16 protein-coding genes are annotated in these 19,575 nt (G+C 68.1%); 9 read left to right on the top strand and 7 right to left on the bottom strand.

Annotated features, from left to right (window positions below):
- The first annotated feature begins 163 nt into the window (after positions 1-163).
- Genes AC5Y4C_RS20165 through AC5Y4C_RS20140 form a run of 6 tightly spaced genes read left to right on the top strand, consistent with a single transcriptional unit; the run spans position 164 to position 8,533 of the window.
- Positions 164-1,849, top strand: a complete 1,686-nt coding sequence (locus AC5Y4C_RS20165; RefSeq protein WP_499961760.1) for an acyclic terpene utilization AtuA family protein — start codon at positions 164-166, stop codon at positions 1,847-1,849.
- Positions 1,846-3,024 carry an acyl-CoA dehydrogenase family protein gene (locus AC5Y4C_RS20160; RefSeq protein WP_499906479.1) on the top strand — a complete coding sequence of 393 codons (1,179 nt, stop codon included), beginning with the start codon at positions 1,846-1,848 and terminating at the stop codon, positions 3,022-3,024. The genes AC5Y4C_RS20165 and AC5Y4C_RS20160 overlap by 4 nt, the downstream gene beginning before the upstream one ends.
- Positions 3,025-3,026: 2 nt before the next feature.
- Positions 3,027-4,616 (top strand): acyl-CoA carboxylase subunit beta, encoded by a 1,590-nt coding sequence (locus AC5Y4C_RS20155; protein ID WP_499961758.1) that lies wholly within the window; start codon positions 3,027-3,029, stop codon positions 4,614-4,616.
- A 2-nt stretch (positions 4,617-4,618) separates the two neighbouring features.
- Entirely contained in the window at positions 4,619-6,583 is a 1,965-nt protein-coding gene (locus AC5Y4C_RS20150) for an acetyl/propionyl/methylcrotonyl-CoA carboxylase subunit alpha (RefSeq protein ID WP_499961689.1), read from the top strand.
- Positions 6,580-7,746, top strand: a complete 1,167-nt coding sequence (locus AC5Y4C_RS20145) for an acyl-CoA dehydrogenase family protein (protein WP_499906483.1) — start codon at positions 6,580-6,582, stop codon at positions 7,744-7,746. The genes AC5Y4C_RS20150 and AC5Y4C_RS20145 overlap by 4 nt, the downstream gene beginning before the upstream one ends.
- Before the next feature lie 10 nt (positions 7,747-7,756).
- The gene (locus AC5Y4C_RS20140; RefSeq protein WP_499961688.1) at positions 7,757-8,533 is read left to right on the top strand and encodes an enoyl-CoA hydratase family protein; all 777 of its coding nucleotides are present in this window, start codon (positions 7,757-7,759) and stop codon (positions 8,531-8,533) included.
- Here the strand turns inward: AC5Y4C_RS20140 and AC5Y4C_RS20135 are convergent.
- Positions 8,523-8,957 (bottom strand): MarR family winged helix-turn-helix transcriptional regulator, encoded by a 435-nt coding sequence (locus AC5Y4C_RS20135; RefSeq protein ID WP_499961686.1) that lies wholly within the window; start codon positions 8,955-8,957, stop codon positions 8,523-8,525. The two genes, AC5Y4C_RS20140 and AC5Y4C_RS20135, sit on opposite strands and share 11 nt — an antisense overlap.
- Positions 8,958-8,994: 37 nt before the next feature.
- Here AC5Y4C_RS20135 and AC5Y4C_RS20130 point away from each other — a divergent pair, with 37 nt between their 5' ends.
- Positions 8,995-9,672, top strand: coding sequence for a class I SAM-dependent methyltransferase (locus tag AC5Y4C_RS20130; RefSeq protein WP_499906490.1), 678 nt, complete (start codon positions 8,995-8,997; stop codon positions 9,670-9,672).
- Positions 9,673-9,789: 117 nt separating this feature from the next.
- Positions 9,790-10,374, top strand: coding sequence for a DUF1707 SHOCT-like domain-containing protein (locus AC5Y4C_RS20125; protein ID WP_499906492.1), 585 nt, complete (start codon positions 9,790-9,792; stop codon positions 10,372-10,374).
- An 88-nt stretch (positions 10,375-10,462) separates the two neighbouring features.
- On the opposite strand, the gene AC5Y4C_RS20120 is transcribed toward AC5Y4C_RS20125, so the two are convergent.
- Positions 10,463-12,451, bottom strand: a complete 1,989-nt coding sequence (locus tag AC5Y4C_RS20120; RefSeq protein ID WP_499906494.1) for a VWA domain-containing protein — start codon at positions 12,449-12,451, stop codon at positions 10,463-10,465.
- On the bottom strand, positions 12,444-13,826 hold the full coding sequence (locus AC5Y4C_RS20115) for a sigma 54-interacting transcriptional regulator (RefSeq protein WP_499906496.1): 1,383 nt from the start codon (positions 13,824-13,826) through the stop codon (positions 12,444-12,446). The genes AC5Y4C_RS20120 and AC5Y4C_RS20115 overlap by 8 nt, the downstream gene beginning before the upstream one ends.
- A gap of 218 nt (positions 13,827-14,044) precedes the next feature.
- Here AC5Y4C_RS20115 and AC5Y4C_RS20110 point away from each other — a divergent pair, with 218 nt between their 5' ends.
- Positions 14,045-14,782 carry a L,D-transpeptidase gene (locus tag AC5Y4C_RS20110; protein ID WP_499907442.1) on the top strand — a complete coding sequence of 246 codons (738 nt, stop codon included), beginning with the start codon at positions 14,045-14,047 and terminating at the stop codon, positions 14,780-14,782.
- Positions 14,783-14,884: 102 nt separating this feature from the next.
- Here AC5Y4C_RS20110 and AC5Y4C_RS20105 read toward each other — a convergent pair whose 3' ends face one another.
- From AC5Y4C_RS20105 to AC5Y4C_RS20090, 4 genes are all read right to left on the bottom strand, one after another.
- The gene (locus AC5Y4C_RS20105) at positions 14,885-16,345 is read right to left on the bottom strand and encodes an FMN-binding glutamate synthase family protein (protein ID WP_499961685.1); all 1,461 of its coding nucleotides are present in this window, start codon (positions 16,343-16,345) and stop codon (positions 14,885-14,887) included.
- Between the two features lie 86 nt (positions 16,346-16,431).
- Positions 16,432-17,997, bottom strand: coding sequence for a bifunctional phosphoribosylaminoimidazolecarboxamide formyltransferase/IMP cyclohydrolase (purH, locus tag AC5Y4C_RS20100; RefSeq protein WP_499961684.1), 1,566 nt, complete (start codon positions 17,995-17,997; stop codon positions 16,432-16,434).
- Complete coding sequence (gene purN, locus AC5Y4C_RS20095; RefSeq protein WP_499906502.1) at positions 17,994-18,623, bottom strand: phosphoribosylglycinamide formyltransferase; 630 nt, start codon at positions 18,621-18,623, stop codon at positions 17,994-17,996. The genes purH and purN overlap by 4 nt, the downstream gene beginning before the upstream one ends.
- 9 nt (positions 18,624-18,632) lie before the next feature.
- The coding region (locus AC5Y4C_RS20090; RefSeq protein ID WP_500008520.1) for a cell division protein PerM at positions 18,633-19,575 on the bottom strand (943 nt) is incomplete at its 5' end.

Here is a 19,575-nt window from a genome sequence, read left to right as displayed (position 1 = left end):
CGTTCAGAATAGCTGGTGAGCGGGCCCGCAAACAAAAGCGCGCGTCGCCTGCCCCCCTACGGTGCGCAGCCCTGGCTGCTCATTGGCGCAACCATCGACTAACCTACCGGTTGGTCGAGAAACCGCCCGGGAGGAGGACGCGTTGGCCGACACACCCGGCGCCGTGCGCATCGGCAACTGCTCGGGCTTCTACGGCGACCGTCTCTCGGCGATGCGTGAGATGCTGACCGGTGGTGAGCTCGACTTCCTGACCGGCGATTACCTTGCCGAACTCACCATGTTGATCCTGGCCCGCGACCGGGCCAAATCCCCCGAACGCGGCTACGCGAAGACCTTTCTCACCCAGCTCGAGGAATGCCTCGGCGTGGCCCGCGACCGTGGAGTGCGGATCGTCGCGAACGCCGGCGGTTTGAACCCCGCCGGGCTCGCAGACGCCGTGCGCGCCCTGTCTGAACGGCTGGGCGTACCGGTGACCGTCGCCCACGTCGAAGGCGACGACCTGCTGCCGCGCGCCGCCGAACTCGGCTTCGGCACACCGCTGGCCGCAAACGCCTATCTCGGCGCCTGGGGCATCGTCGAGTGTCTCCACAGCGGCGCGGACGTCGTCGTCACCGGCCGGGTCACCGACGCGTCGGTGGTCGTCGGGCCGGCCGCCGCGCACTTCGGCTGGTCGCGCACCGACTACGACCAGCTCGCCGGTGCCGTCGCCGCGGGCCACGTCATCGAATGCGGCGCTCAGGCCACCGGCGGCAACTACGCATTCTTCGGTGAGATCGACGACCTCACCCATCCCGGTTTTCCCTTGGCCGAGGTTCGGTCCGACGGTTCGTCGGTGATCACCAAGCACCCCGGTACGGGCGGTGCAGTGACCGTGGGGACCGTGACCGCGCAGCTGCTGTACGAGATCAGCGGGGCACGCTACGCCAATCCCGACGTGACACTGCGGGTGGACGCCATCGAGCTGTCCCAGGACGGCGCCGACCGAGTGCTGATCAGCGGCGTGCGCGGTGAGCCGCCACCACCGACGTTGAAGGTGTCCCTGAACACCGTTGGCGGATTCCGCAATTCGATGACTTTCGTGCTGACCGGTCTGGATATCGACGCGAAGGCCGCGCTGGTTCGCCGGCAGCTCGAGGCGGCGCTGACTGTCAAGCCTGCGGAGCTCGAATGGACGCTGGCCCGCACCGACCATCCCGACGCCGACACCGAGGAGACCGCCAGCGCGCTGCTGCGCTGTGTGGTCCGTGACCGCGAACCGGCGAATGTCGGACGCCGATTCTCCTCTGCTGCCGTCGAACTCGCGCTGGCCAGCTATCCCGGGTTCACCACCACCGCACCGCCCGCCGACGGCCAGGTGTACGGCGTGTTCACCGCCGGATACGTCCCTGCCGAGCAAGTTCCCCATGTCGCGGTGCACGCCGACGGGCGTCGTGTCGAAATACCCACGGCCACCGAAACTTTGGAGTTAGCCGCCGTTCCGCCGTTCGCTCTGCCCGTGCCGCTGCCGTTCGGCGAGACACGGCGGATGCCGCTCGGTGTGATCGCCGGCGCCCGCAGCGGCGACAAGGGCGGCAGCGCAAATGTCGGGGTTTGGGTGCGCACCGAGGACCAGTGGCGGTGGCTGGCCAACACGCTGACGGTCGAGAAGCTGCGTCAGCTGCTGCCCGAGGTGGCCGATCTGCCCGTAACCCGTCACGTGCTGCCCAATCTGCGTGCGGTCAACTTCGTGATCGACGGCATCCTCGGCGAGGGCGTGGCGTACCAAGCCCGCTTCGACCCGCAAGCCAAGGGCCTCGGCGAATGGCTGCGGAGCCGCTACATCGACATCCCGGAAGAACTGTTGACATGAACATTTGGCATACCCCCGAGCGCGAGCAATTGCGAAAAACCGTGCGAGCCTTCGCCGAACATGAAGTACTGCCGCACATCGACGAGTGGGAACGCATCGGTGAGCTGCCGCGCGAGCTGCACCGCAAAGCCGGCGACGCCGGACTTCTGGGCGCCGGGTTCCCCGAGTCGGCCGGCGGCGGTGGCGGCGACGGCGCCGACTCGTTGGTCATCTGCGAGGAGATGCACTACTCGGGCTCACCCGGTGGGGTGTTCGCGTCGCTGTTCACGTCTGGGATCGCGGTGCCGCACATGATCGCCTCGGGCGACGAACGCTTGATCGAGACGTACGTCCGGCCCACGCTGCGCGGTGAGCTGATCGGCGCGCTGGCGATCACCGAACCCGGAGGGGGCTCCGACGTCGGGCACTTGCGCACCAGCGCGCGGCGCGACGGCGACGATTACATCGTCAACGGCGCCAAGACCTACATCACCTCCGGCGTGCGCGCGGACTACGTGGTGACCGCCGTACGCACCGGCGGGCCGGGGGCGGGCGGAGTGTCGCTGCTGGTGGTCGACAAGGGCACACCGGGATTCGAGGTCACCCGCAAGCTCGACAAGATGGGCTGGCGATCGTCGGACACCGCGGAGCTGTCCTACACCGACGTCCGGGTACCGGTGGCCAATCTGATCGGCGCGGAGAACACCGGCTTCTTGCAGATCGCAGCGGCGTTCGTCTCAGAACGTGTCGGGCTGGCCGCGCAGGCGTATTCCAGCGCGCAACGCTGCCTGGACATCACCGCCGAGTGGTGCCGCAACCGGGAAACCTTTGGCCGTCCCCTGATTTCGCGCCAGTCGGTGCAGAACACGCTGGCCGAGATGGCGCGCCGGGTCGACGTGGCACGGGTGTACACACGCAACGTGGTGGAGCGGCAGCTTGCCGGAGCCGCGATGGCGGCGACATCAAACGCCGGCGAGGCGAATCTCATTCCGCAGGTGTGCTTTGCGAAGAACACCGCCGTCGAGGCCGGCGAGTGGGTGGCGAACCAAGCCGTGCAGCTGTTCGGGGGCCTGGGGTACATGGCAGAGAGCGAAGTCGAACGGCAGTACCGCGATATGCGGATCCTCGGAATCGGCGGCGGCACAACGGAGATTCTCACTGCGCTGGCAGCCAAGACGCTGGGATATCAGTCATGACGGTGCTCCGCTCGACCGTGGACACCCGCGCGCCGGCCTACGACGAGTCCGTCGCTGCCATGACGGCCAAGCTCGCCGAAATCGGCGTTGAACTCGAAAAGGCGCTCGCCGGAGGCGGACCCAAGTACGTCGAGCGCCATCATGCCCGCGGCAAGATGACCGCGCGCGAGCGTATCGAGCTGCTGATCGACCCTGATTCGCCGTTCCTGGAATTGAGCCCGCTGGCGGCATACGGCACCGACTTCACCGTTGGCGCGTCGGCCGTTGTCGGGATCGGTGTGGTGAGCGGGGTCGAGTGTCTGCTGGTTGCCAACGACCCGACCGTCAAGGGCGGTACCAGCAACCCGTGGACGCTCCGGAAAATCCTGCGCGCGAACAAGATCGCGTTCGAGAACCGGCTACCGGTGATCTCATTGGTGGAATCCGGCGGCGCTGACCTGCCGACCCAGAAGGAGATCTTCATCCCCGGCGGCCAGATGTTCCGCGACTTGACCCGGCTCTCGGCCGCGGGCATTCCGACCATCGCGCTGGTGTTCGGCAACTCGACCGCGGGCGGCGCCTACATTCCCGGAATGTCCGACCACGTGGTGATGATCAAGGAACGCTCGAAGGTGTTTCTTGCCGGGCCGCCGCTGGTGAAGATGGCCACCGGCGAGGAGTCCGACGACGAATCGCTGGGCGGGGCCGAAATGCACGCGCGCACATCAGGTTTGGCAGACTACTTCGCGGTCGACGAACTCGACGCGATCCGGATCGGGCGGCGGATCGTCGCGCGGCTGAACTGGCACAAGCGCGGACCGGCACCGGGTCCGGTGAGCGAGCCGCTGTTCGACACCGACGAACTGCTGGGGATCGTGCCGCCCGACCTTCGCACCCCGTTCGACCCGCGGGAGGTGATCGCCCGGGTCGTCGACGGCTCCGATTTCGACGAGTTCAAGGCGCTCTACGGCTCGTCGCTGGTGACGGGTTGGGCGCGCGTGCACGGCTATCCCATCGGCATCTTGGCCAATGCGCGCGGTGTGCTGTTCAGCGAGGAGGCGCAGAAGGCCACCCAGTTCATCGAATTGGCCAACCGGGCGAACACGCCGCTTCTGTTCTTGCACAACACCACCGGCTACATGGTGGGCAAGCAGTACGAGGAGGGCGGCATGATCAAGCACGGCTCGATGATGATCAACGCCGTCTCCAACTCGACGGTTCCGCACATCTCGCTGTTGATCGGCGCCTCCTACGGCGCCGGCCACTACGGGATGTGCGGGCGCGCCTATGACCCGCGCTTCTTGTTCGCGTGGCCCAGCGCCAAGTCCGCGGTGATGGGCGGGGCGCAGCTGGCCGGTGTGCTGTCGATCGTCAGCCGAGCCGCCGCCGAGGCCCGTGGGCAGCAGGTCGACGAGCAGGCCGACGCGGCCCTGAAGGCCGCGGTCGAAGCGCAAATCGAGGCCGAGTCGCTTCCGATGGTGCTGTCCGGGATGTTGTACGACGACGGCATCATCGATCCCCGCGACACCCGCACAGTGCTCGGAATGTGCCTGTCGGCCATCGCCAATGCACCGGTCGAGGGCACCAGCAACTTCGGCGTCTTCCGGATGTGAACATGCATACAGTTCTTGTTGCCAATCGCTCAGAAATTGCGCGGCGCGTGTTCGCCACGTGCCGCCGCCTCGGCGTGCGCACGGTCGCCGTGTATACCGAGCCGGACGCGCACTCTCCGCACGTCGCCGAGGCCGACGCCCGCGTCCTGCTTCCCGGCACCGACGGATATCTTCGGGCAAACGCATTGATCGCCGCGGCGAAGGCCGCGGGTGCCGACGCCATCCACCCAGGCTACGGATTCCTCTCGGAGAACGCCGATTTCGCGGCCACCGTGCTCGACGCTGGTCTGACGTGGATCGGGCCACCGGTCGCCGCGGTGGCAGCAATGGGCAGCAAAATCGAAGCCAAGAAGATGATGGCCGCCGCCGGCGTGCCCGTGCTCGAGGAACTCGACCCCGACAGCGTCACCGAGTCGCAACTGCCCGTGCTGGTCAAGGCGTCCGCGGGCGGTGGCGGTCGGGGCATGCGCGTCGTCACCGAATTGTCTTCCTTGCCAACCCAAGTCGCGGCTGCACGCCGGGAAGCCGCGTCTGCCTTCGGCGACGACACCGTGTTCTGCGAGCGTTACCTGCCGCGCGGCCGACATATCGAGGTGCAGGTGCTGGCTGACCAGCATGGCACCGTGTGGGCGGTCGGCGAGCGGGAGTGCTCCATTCAGCGGCGCCACCAGAAGGTGATCGAGGAGGCGCCGTCGCCACTCGTCGAGCGCATTCCCGGCATGCGCGACAAGCTCTTCGACGCGGCGCGACAGGCGACCTCGGCGATCGGCTACAGCGGGGCGGGAACGGTGGAGTTCTTGGCCGACGATGACGGGGCGTTCTACTTCCTCGAGATGAACACCCGGCTTCAGGTCGAGCACCCGGTCACCGAAAATGTCACCGGGTGCGATCTCGTCGAGCTGCAGCTGCAGGTCGCCGACGGTATCCGCCTGAGCCCCGAACCGCCTGCGGGACAGGGGTATTCGATCGAGGCACGCCTCTACGCCGAAGATCCCGCCCGCGGCTGGCAGCCGCAGGCCGGCACGCTGCACACCTTCGAGATCGCGACCTCGCAAGTGAGTTTCGCTCCGCTGACCCGGCCCGGCGTCCGCGTGGACGCGGGCGTCGTCAGCGGCTCTGAGGTGTCGGTGCACTACGACCCGATGCTCGCGAAGGTCATCTCCTACGGCTCCACCCGCACGCAGGCCGCCGCACTGCTCGCCGACGCGCTCGCACGAGCCCGCGTACATGGCGTGCGCACCAATCGCGACCTGCTGGTGAACGTGTTGCGGCACCCGGCGTTCCTCGCCGGCGACACCGACACCGCATTCTTCGACACCCACGGCCTCGCGACGTTGAGCACCGCCCTGGCCGACTCCGACACCGTGCGGCACTGCGCGCTGGCCGCTGCGCTCGCCGACGCCGCGCACAACCGCGCCACCGCACCGGCAATGGCGTCCGTCCCGTCGGGCTGGCGCAACCTGCCGTCCGGCTTCCAGGTCAAGCGCTATGCATCCGACGATGACGAGCACGTCGTGCGGTATCGGTTCGACCGCGGGCTTCTCCATGTTCCCGACGACGATGTGCAGCTCGTCTCGGCGACTCCGGACGAAGTGGTGCTGCGGGTCCGCGGTGTCGACCGGCCTCATCGCGTGGCGCGCCACGGCGACCGTGTGTACGTCGACTCCCCCGCCGCCGCGGCGGAATTCACCGTCGTCCCGCGCTTTCCGGAGCCCGGCTCCGCACTGCAGCCAGGATCCCTCGTAGCGCCGATGCCGGGCGCGGTGAGCCGGCTCGGCGCCGCGGTGGGCGACATCGTCACCGCCGGACAGCCGATCGTCTGGATGGAGGCGATGAAGATGGAGCATGCCGTCGCATCCCCGAAAGACGGTGTGGTAGCCGAGGTTTCAGTGGAAGTTGGCCAGCAGGTCGAGCTCGGCGCGGTGCTCGCCCGAGTCGAAGACGTCGAAGACAAGGAGCAATCATGACCGACAGCGGCTTCATCGAGAACGAAGAACGCCGGGCACTGCGCGAGGCGGTGTCGGCGATGGCCGCGAACTACGGCCAGGACTATTACCTGGAGAAGGCCCGTGCCGGTCAGCACACCGACGAATTGTGGCACGAGACAGGCAAACTCGGGTTCCTCGGCGTCAACCTGCCTGAAGAATACGGCGGCGGCGGCGCCGGCATGTACGAGCTGGCGATCGTGATGGAGGAGATGGCCGCCCAAGGCTGCGCGCTGCTGATGATGGTGGTGTCGCCGGCGATCAACGGCACGATCATCAGCAAGTTCGGCACCGAGGAGCAGAAGAAGCGGTGGCTGCCCGGCATCGCCGACGGGTCGATCACCATGGCCTTCGCGATCACCGAACCGGACGCCGGCTCGAACTCACACCGCATCACCACCACGGCCCGCCGCGACGGCGGCGACTGGATTCTCAACGGCCAGAAGGTGTACATCTCCGGCGTCGACCAAGCGCAGGCGGTGCTGGTGGTGGGCCGCACCGAGGAAGCCAAAACCGGCAAGTTGCGGCCGGCGTTGTTCATCGTGCCCACCGACACGCCCGGGTTCACCTATACGCCGATCGAGATGGAGCTGATCAGCCCCGAGCGGCAATTCCAGGTGTTCATCGACAACGTGCGCCTGCCCGCCGACGCGCTGGTGGGATCGGAGGACGCCGCGATCGCCCAGTTGTTCGCCGGCCTGAACCCGGAGCGCATCATGGGGGCGGCAAGTGCAGTTGGCATGGGCCGCTTCGCGATTCGCAAGGCGGTCGACTACGTCAAGACCCGCCAGGTGTGGAACGTGCCGATCGGTGCGCACCAGGGTTTGTCGCATCCGTTGGCGCAGAACTACATCGAGATCGAGTTGGCCCGGCTGATGATGCAGAAGGCCGCCACGCTGTACGACAGCGGTGACGACGCCGGCGCGGCCGAGGCAGCCAACATCGCGAAGTACGCCGCCGGTGAGGCGTCGGCGCGCGCGGTCGACCAGGCGGTGCAGTCCCTGGGCGGCAACGGGTTGACCAAGGAATACGGCATCGGGGCGGCGATCACCGCGTCGCGGCTGTCGCGCATCGCACCGGTGAGCCGCGAGATGGTGCTGAACTTCGTGGCGCAGACGTCCCTCGGCCTGCCGCGTTCGTACTGACTGGTCACCGATGAGCGATAGCGCGAAGGGCAACAGGTACGTCGACTACGCGGTCGAAAGCTCGACGGCGCGGGTCACCTTGAACTCGCCGCACAACCGCAACGCGCTGTCCTCGCGGCTCGTTCAGGAGTTGCACCAGGGGCTGCGTGACGCGGCGGCCCATCCGGACGTGCGGGCCGTGGTGCTCGGCCACACCGGCGGCACGTTCTGTGCGGGTGCCGATTTGTCGGAGGCGTCCCAAGGCGGACCGGATACCCGCACCCGCCAACTCGCCGAATTGCTTAGGGCCATCGTGGAATTGCCGCTACCGGTCGTCGGCGCCATCGACGGCCACGTGCGCGCCGGCGGGTTCGGCCTCGTCGGCGCCTGCGACATCGTCGTCGCCGGACGAAACAGCACGTTCGCGCTCACCGAGGCACGCATCGGCGTCGCGCCCGCGATCATCTCGCTGACGCTGGTGCCGAAGATGACGCCGCGGTCCGTCGGGCGCTACTTTCTCACCGGCGAGAAGTTCGGCGCCGAGGAGGCCGAACGCATCGGACTGGTGACGCTCGCCGCCGACGACGTGGACGCTAATGTCGCCGCGATCACCGCCGAGCTGGCGAAGGGGTCGCCGCAGGGGCTGCGCGAGTCGAAAGCCCTTGCGACGGCGGCGATCCTCGACGGCTTTGACGAGCGGGCCGAGAAGCTGAGCGCGCAATCGGCGCGACTGTTCGCTTCTGAGGAGGCCCGCGAAGGCATGCTCGCGTTTCTCGAGAAGCGCCCGCCGCGTTGGGTCAGCGGCTAGGCCGCGACGCGGCGGCCGCCAGGAGCCTTCGCAATTCCCGTTGCTCGGCGCGGCTGAGGTTGGCCAGCACCTGCTCGTCGGCGCGCTGAACCGCGGCCTCGGCCCGCTTCAACAGCGCGCGCCCATGCGCCGTCAGCTCGGCGGGTAGGGCACGCCCCGATGCCACCGACGCCGGCCGCGCGACCGCTCCCCGATCCTCGAGCGAACGCAAGACGTTGTTCATCGCCTGTGGCGAGACGTTGGTGTCGCGGGCCAGCTCCGCGTTGGACCGGCCGGGGGACATGGCCAAGATGCGCAGGCAGACGAATTCCGCGAGACCGAGGTCCAGCGGCTTGAGCTCGGCGGCGACCGCCGGGCGGAGCACGCCCATGAGCCGATGCATGAGATAGCCCAGCGGTTGGTCGGCGTCTGCCATATCAACCATATTGACGTATATCAACCGCATTGATATGCATGGAGTCATGACGACTGCACCGCAAGACTTCGAATTCGACGCCTTCTACCGCGGAGAGATTCAAGAGCTCGGTTCCGGCGCCAAGCCCCCGTGGAGCATCGGGGAGCCCCAACCCGAGCTGGCCGCTCTGATCGAGAAGGGCATGTTCCACGGCGACGTGCTCGACGTCGGCTGCGGCGAGGCGGCGATTGCGTTGCGGCTGGCGGAGCTGGGCCACACGACCGTGGGGCTGGACCTCTCACCCACCGCCATCGACTTGGCTCGCGCCGAAGCGGCCAAGCGCGGCCTGACCAACGCGACGTTCGAGGTCGCCGACATCAGCGACTTCGGGGGCTACGACGGCAGGTTCGGCACGATCGTCGACAGCACACTGTTCCATTCGATACCGGTCGAAGCGCGCGAGGGCTATCAGCGTTCGATCGTGCGCGCCGCTGCACCGGGCGCGTCGTACTTCGTGCTCGTCTTCGACCGCGCGGGGATGCCCAACGGACCCGGCAATCCCGTCACTGCCGACGAGCTTCGCGACGCGGTGTCGAAGTACTGGACGATCGACGAGATCCGGCCGGCACGCATCCACGCCGTCGTGCCGGACGGCTTCACCCCTATGGCCGACGTCGAGCTGAGGGACGAACCGAATGGCCGCAAGTCCTTGCCCGGGTGGTTGCTGACGGCCCACTTGGACTGACGCGGCGCGCCCGCTGCGGCACAGAATCGCATCGACGCAGTCACAGTCGGGAACCATCTGAGACCATCTCGAGGGTTTCTAGAGCGCGGCACGGACAACGTCGTAGGCTCGGCGATGATGACCAGCAATATGCCTCAGCGAGACACCGAGCTGCGGGCCGCCGACACCGATCGCATCGAGGTCGCGCAGTTGCTGACCGACGCCGCCGCCCAGGGCAGGCTCGGCATCGACGAGTACGAGGACCGGTTGGCCAAGGTCTACTCTGCGCGCACGTATGAGGAGCTGGACCGGCTCAGCGCCGACCTCCCCGGCGCGGCGTTGCGGCCACGGCAGCCGGGCAGACCGTGCCACCCGGCGCCGGCGACCGTGCTGCTGGCCATCATGAGCGGCTTCGAGCGTCGCGGCCGCTGGAACGTCCCCGGCCGGCTGACCACGTTCGCGCTGTGGGGTGGCGGGGTCGTCGACCTGCGCTACGCCGACTTCACGTCACCGCAAGTCGAGATCAAGGCGTACTCGATCATGGGCGGGCAGACGATTTTGGTGCCGCCGGAGGTCAACGTCGAGATCGAAGGCGTGGGTGTGATGGGTTCGTTCGACCACAGCGCGGCGGGGAACGGCGTGCCGGGCGCGCCGCACGTGGTGGTGCGCGGCTTCTCGTTCTGGGGCAGCGTCGCCGTCAGGCGCAAGCCGCGCAGACACTGAAGGCCGCGGCTCTCGCTCCTCCGCGAGGGTGCGCTGTTGCACGGGCCGACGCGGCGTGTCGACGTGCAGACACGCCCGCTCGCGGTGATCAGAGGCGGCGGCGGGAGCGCAGATAGTCGCCGACGACGGCGGCGCCCAACCCGTCGAGGTCGGGCACCACGACGCGGCCCTGCACGCGGCGCGCCACCTGGTCGATGAACCGGGCCAGTCCCGGGTCGTTGCCGAGCCGGAAGATCGTCACCTGCGCGCCGAGCTTGGCCACCTCGTCGAAGCCCTTCACGGTGTGCGCGATCGTGCGGGGATGCGGCGGGTAGTCGAAAAACACCTGCGCGGGCTCGTCGCTGCTGCCGAAGCCGCCTTCCAGGTGTGCGGTGGGCTCACCGTCGGTGACCACCAGAACCACCGGCTGGGCGCTCGGGTGACGGCGCAGGTGACGCCCCGCCAGTGCGAGCGCGTGGTGCAGGTTGGTGCCCTGCTCGTAGACGCCTTCGAGGCCGGTCAGCTCGGCTGCGCTCATTGTGCGCGCATACCGGCCGAACGCGATGATCTGTAACGCGTCGGAGCGAAACCTGGTGCTGACAAGGTGATTCAGCGCCAGCGCGGTGCGCTTCATCGGCAGCCAGCGGTTTTCCATCACCATCGAGAACGACGTGTCGACGAGCAGTGCCACCGCGGCTTGCGTGCGGGTCTCGGTCTCGGACACCTCGACGTCGTCAACCGTGATCCGCAGCGGCCCGGCCTCGCCCGTACCTGCTTGGCGCAGAACGGAATTCGTGAGCGTGCGGGTGACGTTCCACGGCTCGGTGTCGCCGAACTGCCATGGCCGCGTTGCACCGGTCAGCTCCCCCGCCGCGCCGGCGCGCTGCGTCTCGCGCTCGCCGTGCCGGCCCGACAACTGCGCAGCGACGTCACGCAACGCCGTCTGGCCCAACTGCCGCATCGCTTTCGGCGACAGCCGCCACTGACCGTCGGAACCCCGGTCGAGGAAGCCCTGATTCAGCAGCGCCCGTTCCAACTCGGCGAGCGTCTGCGCGTCGACCGCCGCCTCGTCACCCAGCTGCCGCGCCAGCATGTCGAGGTCGACGTCGTCCATCGTCGCACCGGCATAGCTCTGCGACAGCGCCTCGGCCAACTGCTCGAGCTCGGCGATGTCTTGCAGCGCCTGGGTGCCCTCGCCCATGCCCAGTGGATCGTCGCCGGAGAACCGCGACGAGCCCGTCCAATCCTCGCCGGGTCGTGCGGCCTGCAGGTGCGCGTCGAGCCGATTCAGCGCCTGCATCAGCGACGGCGAACCAAACGCCTGCTGCGCCAACGCATCCAGCTCAGCTCGCTGCTCGGGGCTGAGGCTGTTGCGGAACCGCTGGGCGGCGGCCGCGCGCTTGGCCAGCGAATCGAGCAGCTCGTCCACGTTGCGCGGGTTCTCCGGGAAGAACTCGCCGTGCTTGGCCATGAAATTCTCGAAGTCCTGCTGGGTGTCCTCGCCGCGGGCGTGCTTGTCCAACAGGTCGTTGAGATCGTCGAGCATCTCGTTGACGCGCTGGCGGTCTTCGTCGGTGGCGTTCTGAAGGGCCTGCTTCATCCCCGCGAAACGCTGGTCCAACATCTCCCGGCCCAGCAGGTCGCGGATCTGCTCGTACTTTTCCCGCGCCTCGCCGCTGCGCCACTGGTAGTCGGCCAGCTCCTGGACGGCCTTGGCCGGCGACGGCGGCAGATTCTGCAGCTGCATCTCCGAGAACCGCGCATCGTCGTCGAGTGCCCGGGCGAGCTCCTTGCGCTCGGCCAGCACTGCCTCGTCGAGCAGTCGCTTGACCTCTTGCAGCGTGCCGTCAAGGTTGTTGCGCTGCAACAACTCTCGACGGCGGCGGTTGGCCTCGGCGGCCAGCCGGTCGGTACCGCGAAAGTCTTTGGTGCCACGGCGCAACAGCTCCGAAAGCGCCCGACGCGGCGAGGTGCCGTCCATCACGTCGCGGCCGATCTGCTCCAGCGCGTCGCGCAGATCCACCGGCGGCGCCAGCGGATCTGGACCGCCGGTGTAGGCGGAGTAGCGAGACGCCCTGCCGCGTCCGCGTCTAGCCATACACGGTCTCCCCTTCGCCGCTAACCTTGTCGATCCGCTTCGCCAAATACAGTGCCTCCAAAGCCAATTCGATCGCGGCGGCGCGCTCACCCTCTGACGACGCACCCAGCCGGCGCTGGATCGCGGCGACCGCGGGAACTTCGGGCAGCGCCGCCAGCACCTCACGCGCCGACACCCGCTCTCCCGTCGTCACGGGCGAACCGCGTTCCACCGCAGCGACGATGGGCCCCACGTCGATTCCGCCCAACAACTTCTGCGCGGTGTCGGCGGTGGCACGGCGCAACAGATGCTCCAGCACCGCCTGCTCGCGGCCCTCTTCGCCGGACTCGAACTCGAGCTTGCCGCGCAACACGTCGATGACGGTGGTCAGATCGATCACCCGGGCCACCGCGTCGCGCTCGCCCAGAACGGCGGCGCGGTGCCGCGCCGACGCGGCGACTGTCTCGGCCGCAGCGATCGCGAACCGCGCCGACACCCCGGAGCGCTGGTCGATCGAGCGCGACTCGCGCAGGTAGCGCGCGAAGCGGGCCAGGATCTGCAGCAGGTATTCGGGAACCTCAGCCGACAGGTGCGCCTCCTGGCGGATCACGCCGACCTCCGCGTCGAGCTCCAGCGGGTAGTGGGTGCGGATCTCCGCACCGAAGCGGTCCTTGAGCGGGGTGATGATGCGGCCGCGGTTGGTGTAGTCCTCCGGGTTGGCGCTGGCGACGACGAGCACGTCGAGCGGAAGGCGCAGCGTGTAGCCGCGGACCTGGATGTCGCGCTCCTCCATCACGTTGAGCATCGCCACCTGGATGCGCTCGGCGAGGTCGGGCAGTTCGTTGACAGCGACGATGCCGCGGTGCGCGCGCGGAATCAGCCCGTACGCGATGGTCTCGGGGTCGCCGAGGCTGCGGCCCTCGGCCACCTTGATCGGGTCGATGTCGCCGACGAGGTCGGCGACGCTGGTGTCGGGCGTGGCGAGCTTCTCGGTGTAGCGCTCGCTGCGGTGCCGCCAGGCGACGGGAAGGTCGTCGCCCGATTCGGCGGCCCGGCGGATGGACTCCGGGGTGATCGGGGAATAGGGGTGCTCGCCCAGTTCCGCGCCCGCGATCACGGGCGTCCACTCGTCGAGCAGCCCCTCCAGCGACCGCAGCAGCCGCGTCTTGCCCTGTCCCCGCTCGCCGAGCAGCACGAAGTCATGGCCGGCGATCAGCGCGCGCTCGAGCTGCGGAATCACCGTGTCGTCGAACCCGAAAATGCCGGTCCACACATCGCGGCCGTCAGCCAGTGCGGCGAGCAGGTTTTCCCGGATCTCCTGCTTGACGCTGCGCTCGCGATGACCTGATGCCCGCAGCTCGGCAACGGTGCGCGGAAGATCGTTAGGTAGAGTCACCACTCCACGCTACTGCGTCACGGCGGCTGCTTCCCGGCTCGCGTCGGGTGGCTTCTTTGCTCATCGGCTCTCGCGGTGAGCCGTGCGTCGGTATCGTTTTTAATGTCCGTCATCAATTCGGTGCGGGGGGACAGGTGGGTGTGCTGATGAGCCATGCAGGTGGCAGATGTTTCGGCCTGCCGTGCGCTCGGGTAAATCGAGGCATGCGTTTGCTGAAGGTGAAGAGCGCTCTTGTGGCGCTGACGATCGCGACGACGGCACTTGTCGCAACGGCCGTGCCCGGCGCGGCCGCGGTGACGTCGACGACGCTGACAGTGGCCAATGTGTCGCCGAAAGCCGGGGAAACCGTCGGCGTGGCCGCCACGGTGACTGTGACCTTCGCGCAGCCGGTCGCGAACCGAACGGCGGCGCAGCGGTCGTTTTCCGTCGGGGTGCCCAATGCGCCGTCGGGTCAGTTCTCTTGGCCTGACGACAGGACGCTGGAGTTCAAGCCCGACACCTACTGGCCGGCGCACAGCGTGATCCCGCTGTCGGTGGGCGGGTTCAAGACGGACATCACCACCGGCTCGGTCGTCCAGGGCGTCGCCGACATCTCGGCGCACACGTTCACCGTGAGCATCGACGGACAGTTGGCCCGCACGATGCCGGCTTCGATGGGCAAACCCAGCCGGCCGACGCCGATCGGCAACTTCAGCGTGCTGTCCAGGGAAGCAAGCGTGGTCATGGACTCACGCACCATCGGTATTCCGCTGAGCGATCCGGACGGCTACAAGATCACCGCCTACTACGCCGAGCGGATCAACAACGGCGGCGTCTACGTCCACTCGGCGCCGTGGTCAGTGGATTCGCAGGGCTACGCGAATGTCAGCCACGGCTGCATCAACCTCAGCCCGGACAACGCGAAGTGGTACTACAACACCGTCCACATCGGCGACCCGGTGATCGTCCAGGCGTAGGTCTCGAGGGCCTCGAGGGCTTCAAGGCAGTCGGGGCTTGCAAGGCTGCCGGTCCGCCATGAGGCGGGTGATCGCATCGATGTCGGGTTGGCCCGGCAAGCCTCAGCCGGGTTTGTAGTTGAACACCTTGCACACCGGGACGGTTTGCAGGTCGGTGTCGAGCAATTCGACGGCATCCAGCGGCACCAGCGCAGGGTGCACATAACCGCAGGTGCGGGCCAAGGTCAGCAGCTCGAAACGGACGGTAGCGAGGTAGTTCGCACAGCGCACCGACTTCAGCTCTGGATCGAGCCCGTGTTGTAGCCAGCGCGATTGAGTGGCCACCCCGGTGGGGCAGCGGCCGGTGTGACAGCGCTGAGCCTGGATGCAGCCGATCGCGAACATCGCTGTGCGCGCGACGTTGAGCATGTCGCAGCCCATGGCCAACGCCAGCATCGCGTTCTCGATGATGCCGAGCTTGGCCGAGCCGATGAACACGACGTCGTGGTGCAGGTCGTGCTCCGCGAATGCGCGGTACACGCGGGGGAAGGCCCACTTGAACGGCAGCGCGACGTGGTCGCTGTACACCAGCGGCGCCGCGCCGGTACCGCCCTCGCCGCCGTCGACGGTGACGAAGTCCACGCCGCGGCCGGTGCGCGCCATCCGCTCCGCCAGCTCCTGCCAGAACTGGCCCTCCCCGACCGCTGATTTGATCCCGACCGGCAGCCCCGTCTCGGCGGCGATGGTCTCCACCAGCTCCAGCAGCCCGTCGACGTCACGAAAAGCGGTGTGGGCGGCCGGGCTCTTGCAGTCCCGGCCGACCGGAATGCCGCGGATGTCGGCGATCTCCTGGCTGACCTTCGCACCGGGCAGCATGCCGCCCAGTCCCGGCTTGGCGCCCTGGCTGAGCTTGATCTCGATCGCCCGGATCGACGGCGTCTCGGCCACCCGGTCCAGCAGCCGCGGCAAGCTGAACGATCCGTCTTCGTTGCGGCAGCCGAAGTAGCCGGTGCCGATCTGCCAGATCAGGTCACCGCCGTTGAGGTGGTACGACGACACCCCACCCTCGCCGGTGGTGTGCAGCGCGCCTGCCATCGCCGCGCCCTTGTTCAGCGCGGTGATCGCCGCGGCGCTCAGCGACCCGAAGCTCATCGCCGAGATGTTGACTATCGATTGGGGACGGAACGCCTTGGCGCGCTTGCGCGCGCCGCCGAGCACCTTGGCCGGCGGCAGCGGCATCGCCGGGTCGGGATGAACCGGTTCGTCGTCGGGCGCCAGCACCGGAAACGCCGCGTGCTTGAGGATCAGGTAGTTGCGCGTGTTCTCCACGTCGTTGTCGCTGCCGAAGCCGAAGTAGCGGTTGGACAGCTTCGAGGACGCATACACCCAACGCCGCTGATCGCGGCTGAACGGCTTCTCCTCGTTGTTGTCGGTGACGATGTACTGGCGCAGCTCCGGGCCGATGCCTTCGAGGATGAACCTCAGATGACCCACCACCGGGAAGTTCCGGAGGATCGTGTGTCGACGCTGTAGCAGGTCCCAACCTGCCACCCCAGCCAGACTTCCACCTACCGCGGCAACCATCGAGCGCACTTTCACCCCAGACCCATACCCACCTCGGCGTGGTGCCTATACCAACCGAGCTGGATGAACTCGACTCGGCGGTCGATTCAGTGGGCGAAGTGGCGCGCGCCGGTGACGTACAGCGTCACGCCGGCGTTGGCCGCCGCCTCGGTGACCAACTCGTCGCGGATCGAGCCACCCGGATGCACGATCGCCGTCACCCCGGCTGTCGCGAGCGTCTCGAGCCCGTCGGGAAAAGGGAAGAACGCGTCCGACGCCGCGACCGCCCCAGCCACCCGGTCGCCGCCGCGCTCGACGGCCAGCCGCGCCGCGTCGACCCGATTCACCTGACCCATCCCGACGCCGACGGTCGCGCCGTCCTTCGCGATCACGATCGCGTTGGACTTGACCGCCCGGCAACTGCGCCACGCGAATTTCAAGTCGGCGAGCGTGGCGGGGTCCGCCGGTGATCCCGCCACCAGCTGCCAGTTGACCGGGTCGTCGCCCACGGCTCCGAATGCGTCGCGCTCCTGCACCAAAAGCCCGCCGCTGACTTGCCGGAACTCGACGCCGCCCCGCTGGGGCTGGGAGGCGACCAGCACACGAATGTTCTTCTTGCGGGCCAGAATGTCCACTGCGCCGTCTTCGTACGCCGGTGCGACGATCACCTCGGTGAAGATGTCGGCGACGGTCTCGGCCATTTCGACCGACACGGTGGTGTTGGCCGCGATCACCCCGCCGAACGCGCTGACCGGGTCGCACTCGTGGGCCTTGCGATGGGCGTCGGCCACCGACACCGACGAGATAGCGATGCCGCACGGGTTGGCGTGCTTGACGATCGCGACGCAGGTCTGTTCATGGTCGAATGCCGCCCGCCAGGCGGCGTCGGCGTCGGTGAAGTTGTTGTAGGACATCTCTTTTCCGTGCAGCTGCTCGGCTTGCGCGAGGCCGGGCCACGCCGACGGGTCGACGTACAGGGCCGCCTGCTGGTGCGGGTTCTCGCCGTAGCGCAACACCGCCGAGCGCCGCCACGTCCCGGCGAACCAGGGCGGCAGCGGCTCGGCGCCGGGCGCGAGCGTCGACTCCATCCACGACGCCACCGCGACGTCGTACTCTGCGGTATGACGAAAAGCCAACGCCGCCAACTTCTTTCGCTCTTGCAGCGTGAAGCCGCCGGTGCGAACGGCGGCCAGCACCCCGTCGTAGCCGAGCGGGTCGGTGACCACCGCGACGCTGGGATGGTTCTTGGCCGCGGCCCGCACCATCGCAGGGCCGCCGATGTCGATCTGCTCGACGCACTCGTCGACGTCGGCGCCCGAGGCGACGGTTTCGGTGAAGGGGTAGAGGTTGACCACGACGAGGTCGAACGGCTCGATGTTCAAGCGGTGCAACGCCGTGAGGTGCTCGGGCTTGCGGGTGTCGGCGAGCAGTCCGGCATGCACCATCGGATGCAGGGTCTTGACGCGGCCGTCGAGAATCTCGGGGAACCCGGTGACGAACTCCACCGGTGTCACCGGAATACCGGTGGTGGCAATCGTTTTCGCGGTCGAGCCGGTGGAGACGATGTCCACCCCGGCCTCGTGCAGTCCGCGGGCCAGCGGTAGCAGACCGGTCTTGTCGTAGACGCTGATCAGCGCCCGACGGATCGGCCTGCGCCCGTACTGTGCGGTCATCCTATGGTTGCCTTTCGTCCGCTCCAGGTCACGCCGCGCGTGGCCACGTCGGCGATGACCTCTGCCAGCAGCCGTCTTTCGACGACCTTGATTCGTTCGTGCAGGCTTGCCTCGTCGTCGTCGTCACGCACCTCGACGACTTCTTGAGCCAGGATCGGTCCGGTGTCGGTTCCGGCGTCGACCAGATGCACAGTGCAGCCGGTGACCTTGACGCCGTACTCGAGCGATTCGGGCACCGCATGCGCGCCGGGAAATGCCGGCAGAAGCGCGGGGTGGGTATTGATGATCCGACCCAAGAACTGTGAAAGAAACTGTGGCCCAAGTATTTTCATGAACCCTGCCGAGACGATCAGGTCCGGGCGGTGTTCCGCGGTGGCTTCGGTGATCGCGGCGTCCCATGCGGCGCGGTCGGGATAGTCCGAGAGCCGCACCCGGAACACGGGCACGTCGGCCGCTTTGGCGATGTCGACGGCGGCGCAGTCGCGGTCGACGCCGACGGCCACGACCCGGCCCGGATACTCGCCGCGTGCGGCGGTCAGCAGGGAGTCCAGCAGCGATCCGGTGCCCGACGCCAGCACCACGAGCCGGGCCGGCGCGGTGGGCGGCACGTGGAGCGGCTGTTGCACGCTGGCAGCCTAATCGTCGCCGGAAAGCGTGGGTGGATCTGGCGGTGTGGCGTCCAATACCTCGGTGTCCGCGTCCGGGTCTGGCTCCGGTTCGGCGTCCTCGTCGGTCTTCGGTTTCGGCTTCGGTCTGGGCCGGGCGATGCCGCCGGCCATCGCGACGGTGAGCCCCCCGATGCCGGCGAACCACAAGAACACCGCGGGCCCGAACGTGCCCTGGTCCACGCCGACGTCGCCGAAGTTGCCCAGCCGCCCGCCCGCGGCGTAGCCGAGCACCGCCATCGCGACCGCGCCGAGCGCCGCTGCCGTCAGCAGCTTCAGCGATGCGGCCAGCGCCGGAAGCGGCCGTCGTGCACACTGCTGGCCCACCGCCACCCCGGCCGCGGCCGCCGCGATCAGCCAGATCACCCAGATCGGGCCCAGCGGAGGCGTCGGCGCGGCTGCCAGCACCGGCAGTGCGGGCAGGTCGCCGCCATAGACCGTGAACGCACTGAAGGTGGCGACACCGACGTGTGCGCTCGACCCGACGGCGACCGCCGACGTGCCGACGACCACGTTCGGGATGTAGAGCACGGACAGCAGCGTCAGACTCAGCTGACCGAACAGCGAGTCGGTGATCGAGTACAGCTCGTGCATCGCGCCCCAGTGCACGATCAGCGACGCCGCGGTGATGGCGCCGGACAATCCCAGCAGCGCCAGCACACCGGTGAGCGCCGCCCGCACCGAGTCGGCCAGCCACAGCGGCAGCGACCACGCGGCCAGCAGCCGCACGCCGATCCGCGAGCCCACCCCCAGCAGCGCACCGATCGCATGCACCGCCAGGACGCCGCCGAACGCGCGCAGTGCGTTCGGCGTCTGCAGCTGAGTCATCACCGACGCGGCGTCGTGGATCACCGCCAGCGCGATCGCGGTCATCAGCAGCGGCCCGCCCAGCGCTGAGGCGACGATCCAGCGG

The organism is Mycobacterium sp. NGS35, assembly GCF_059812855.1.
This window is presented reverse-complemented; position numbering and strand designations above follow the sequence as displayed.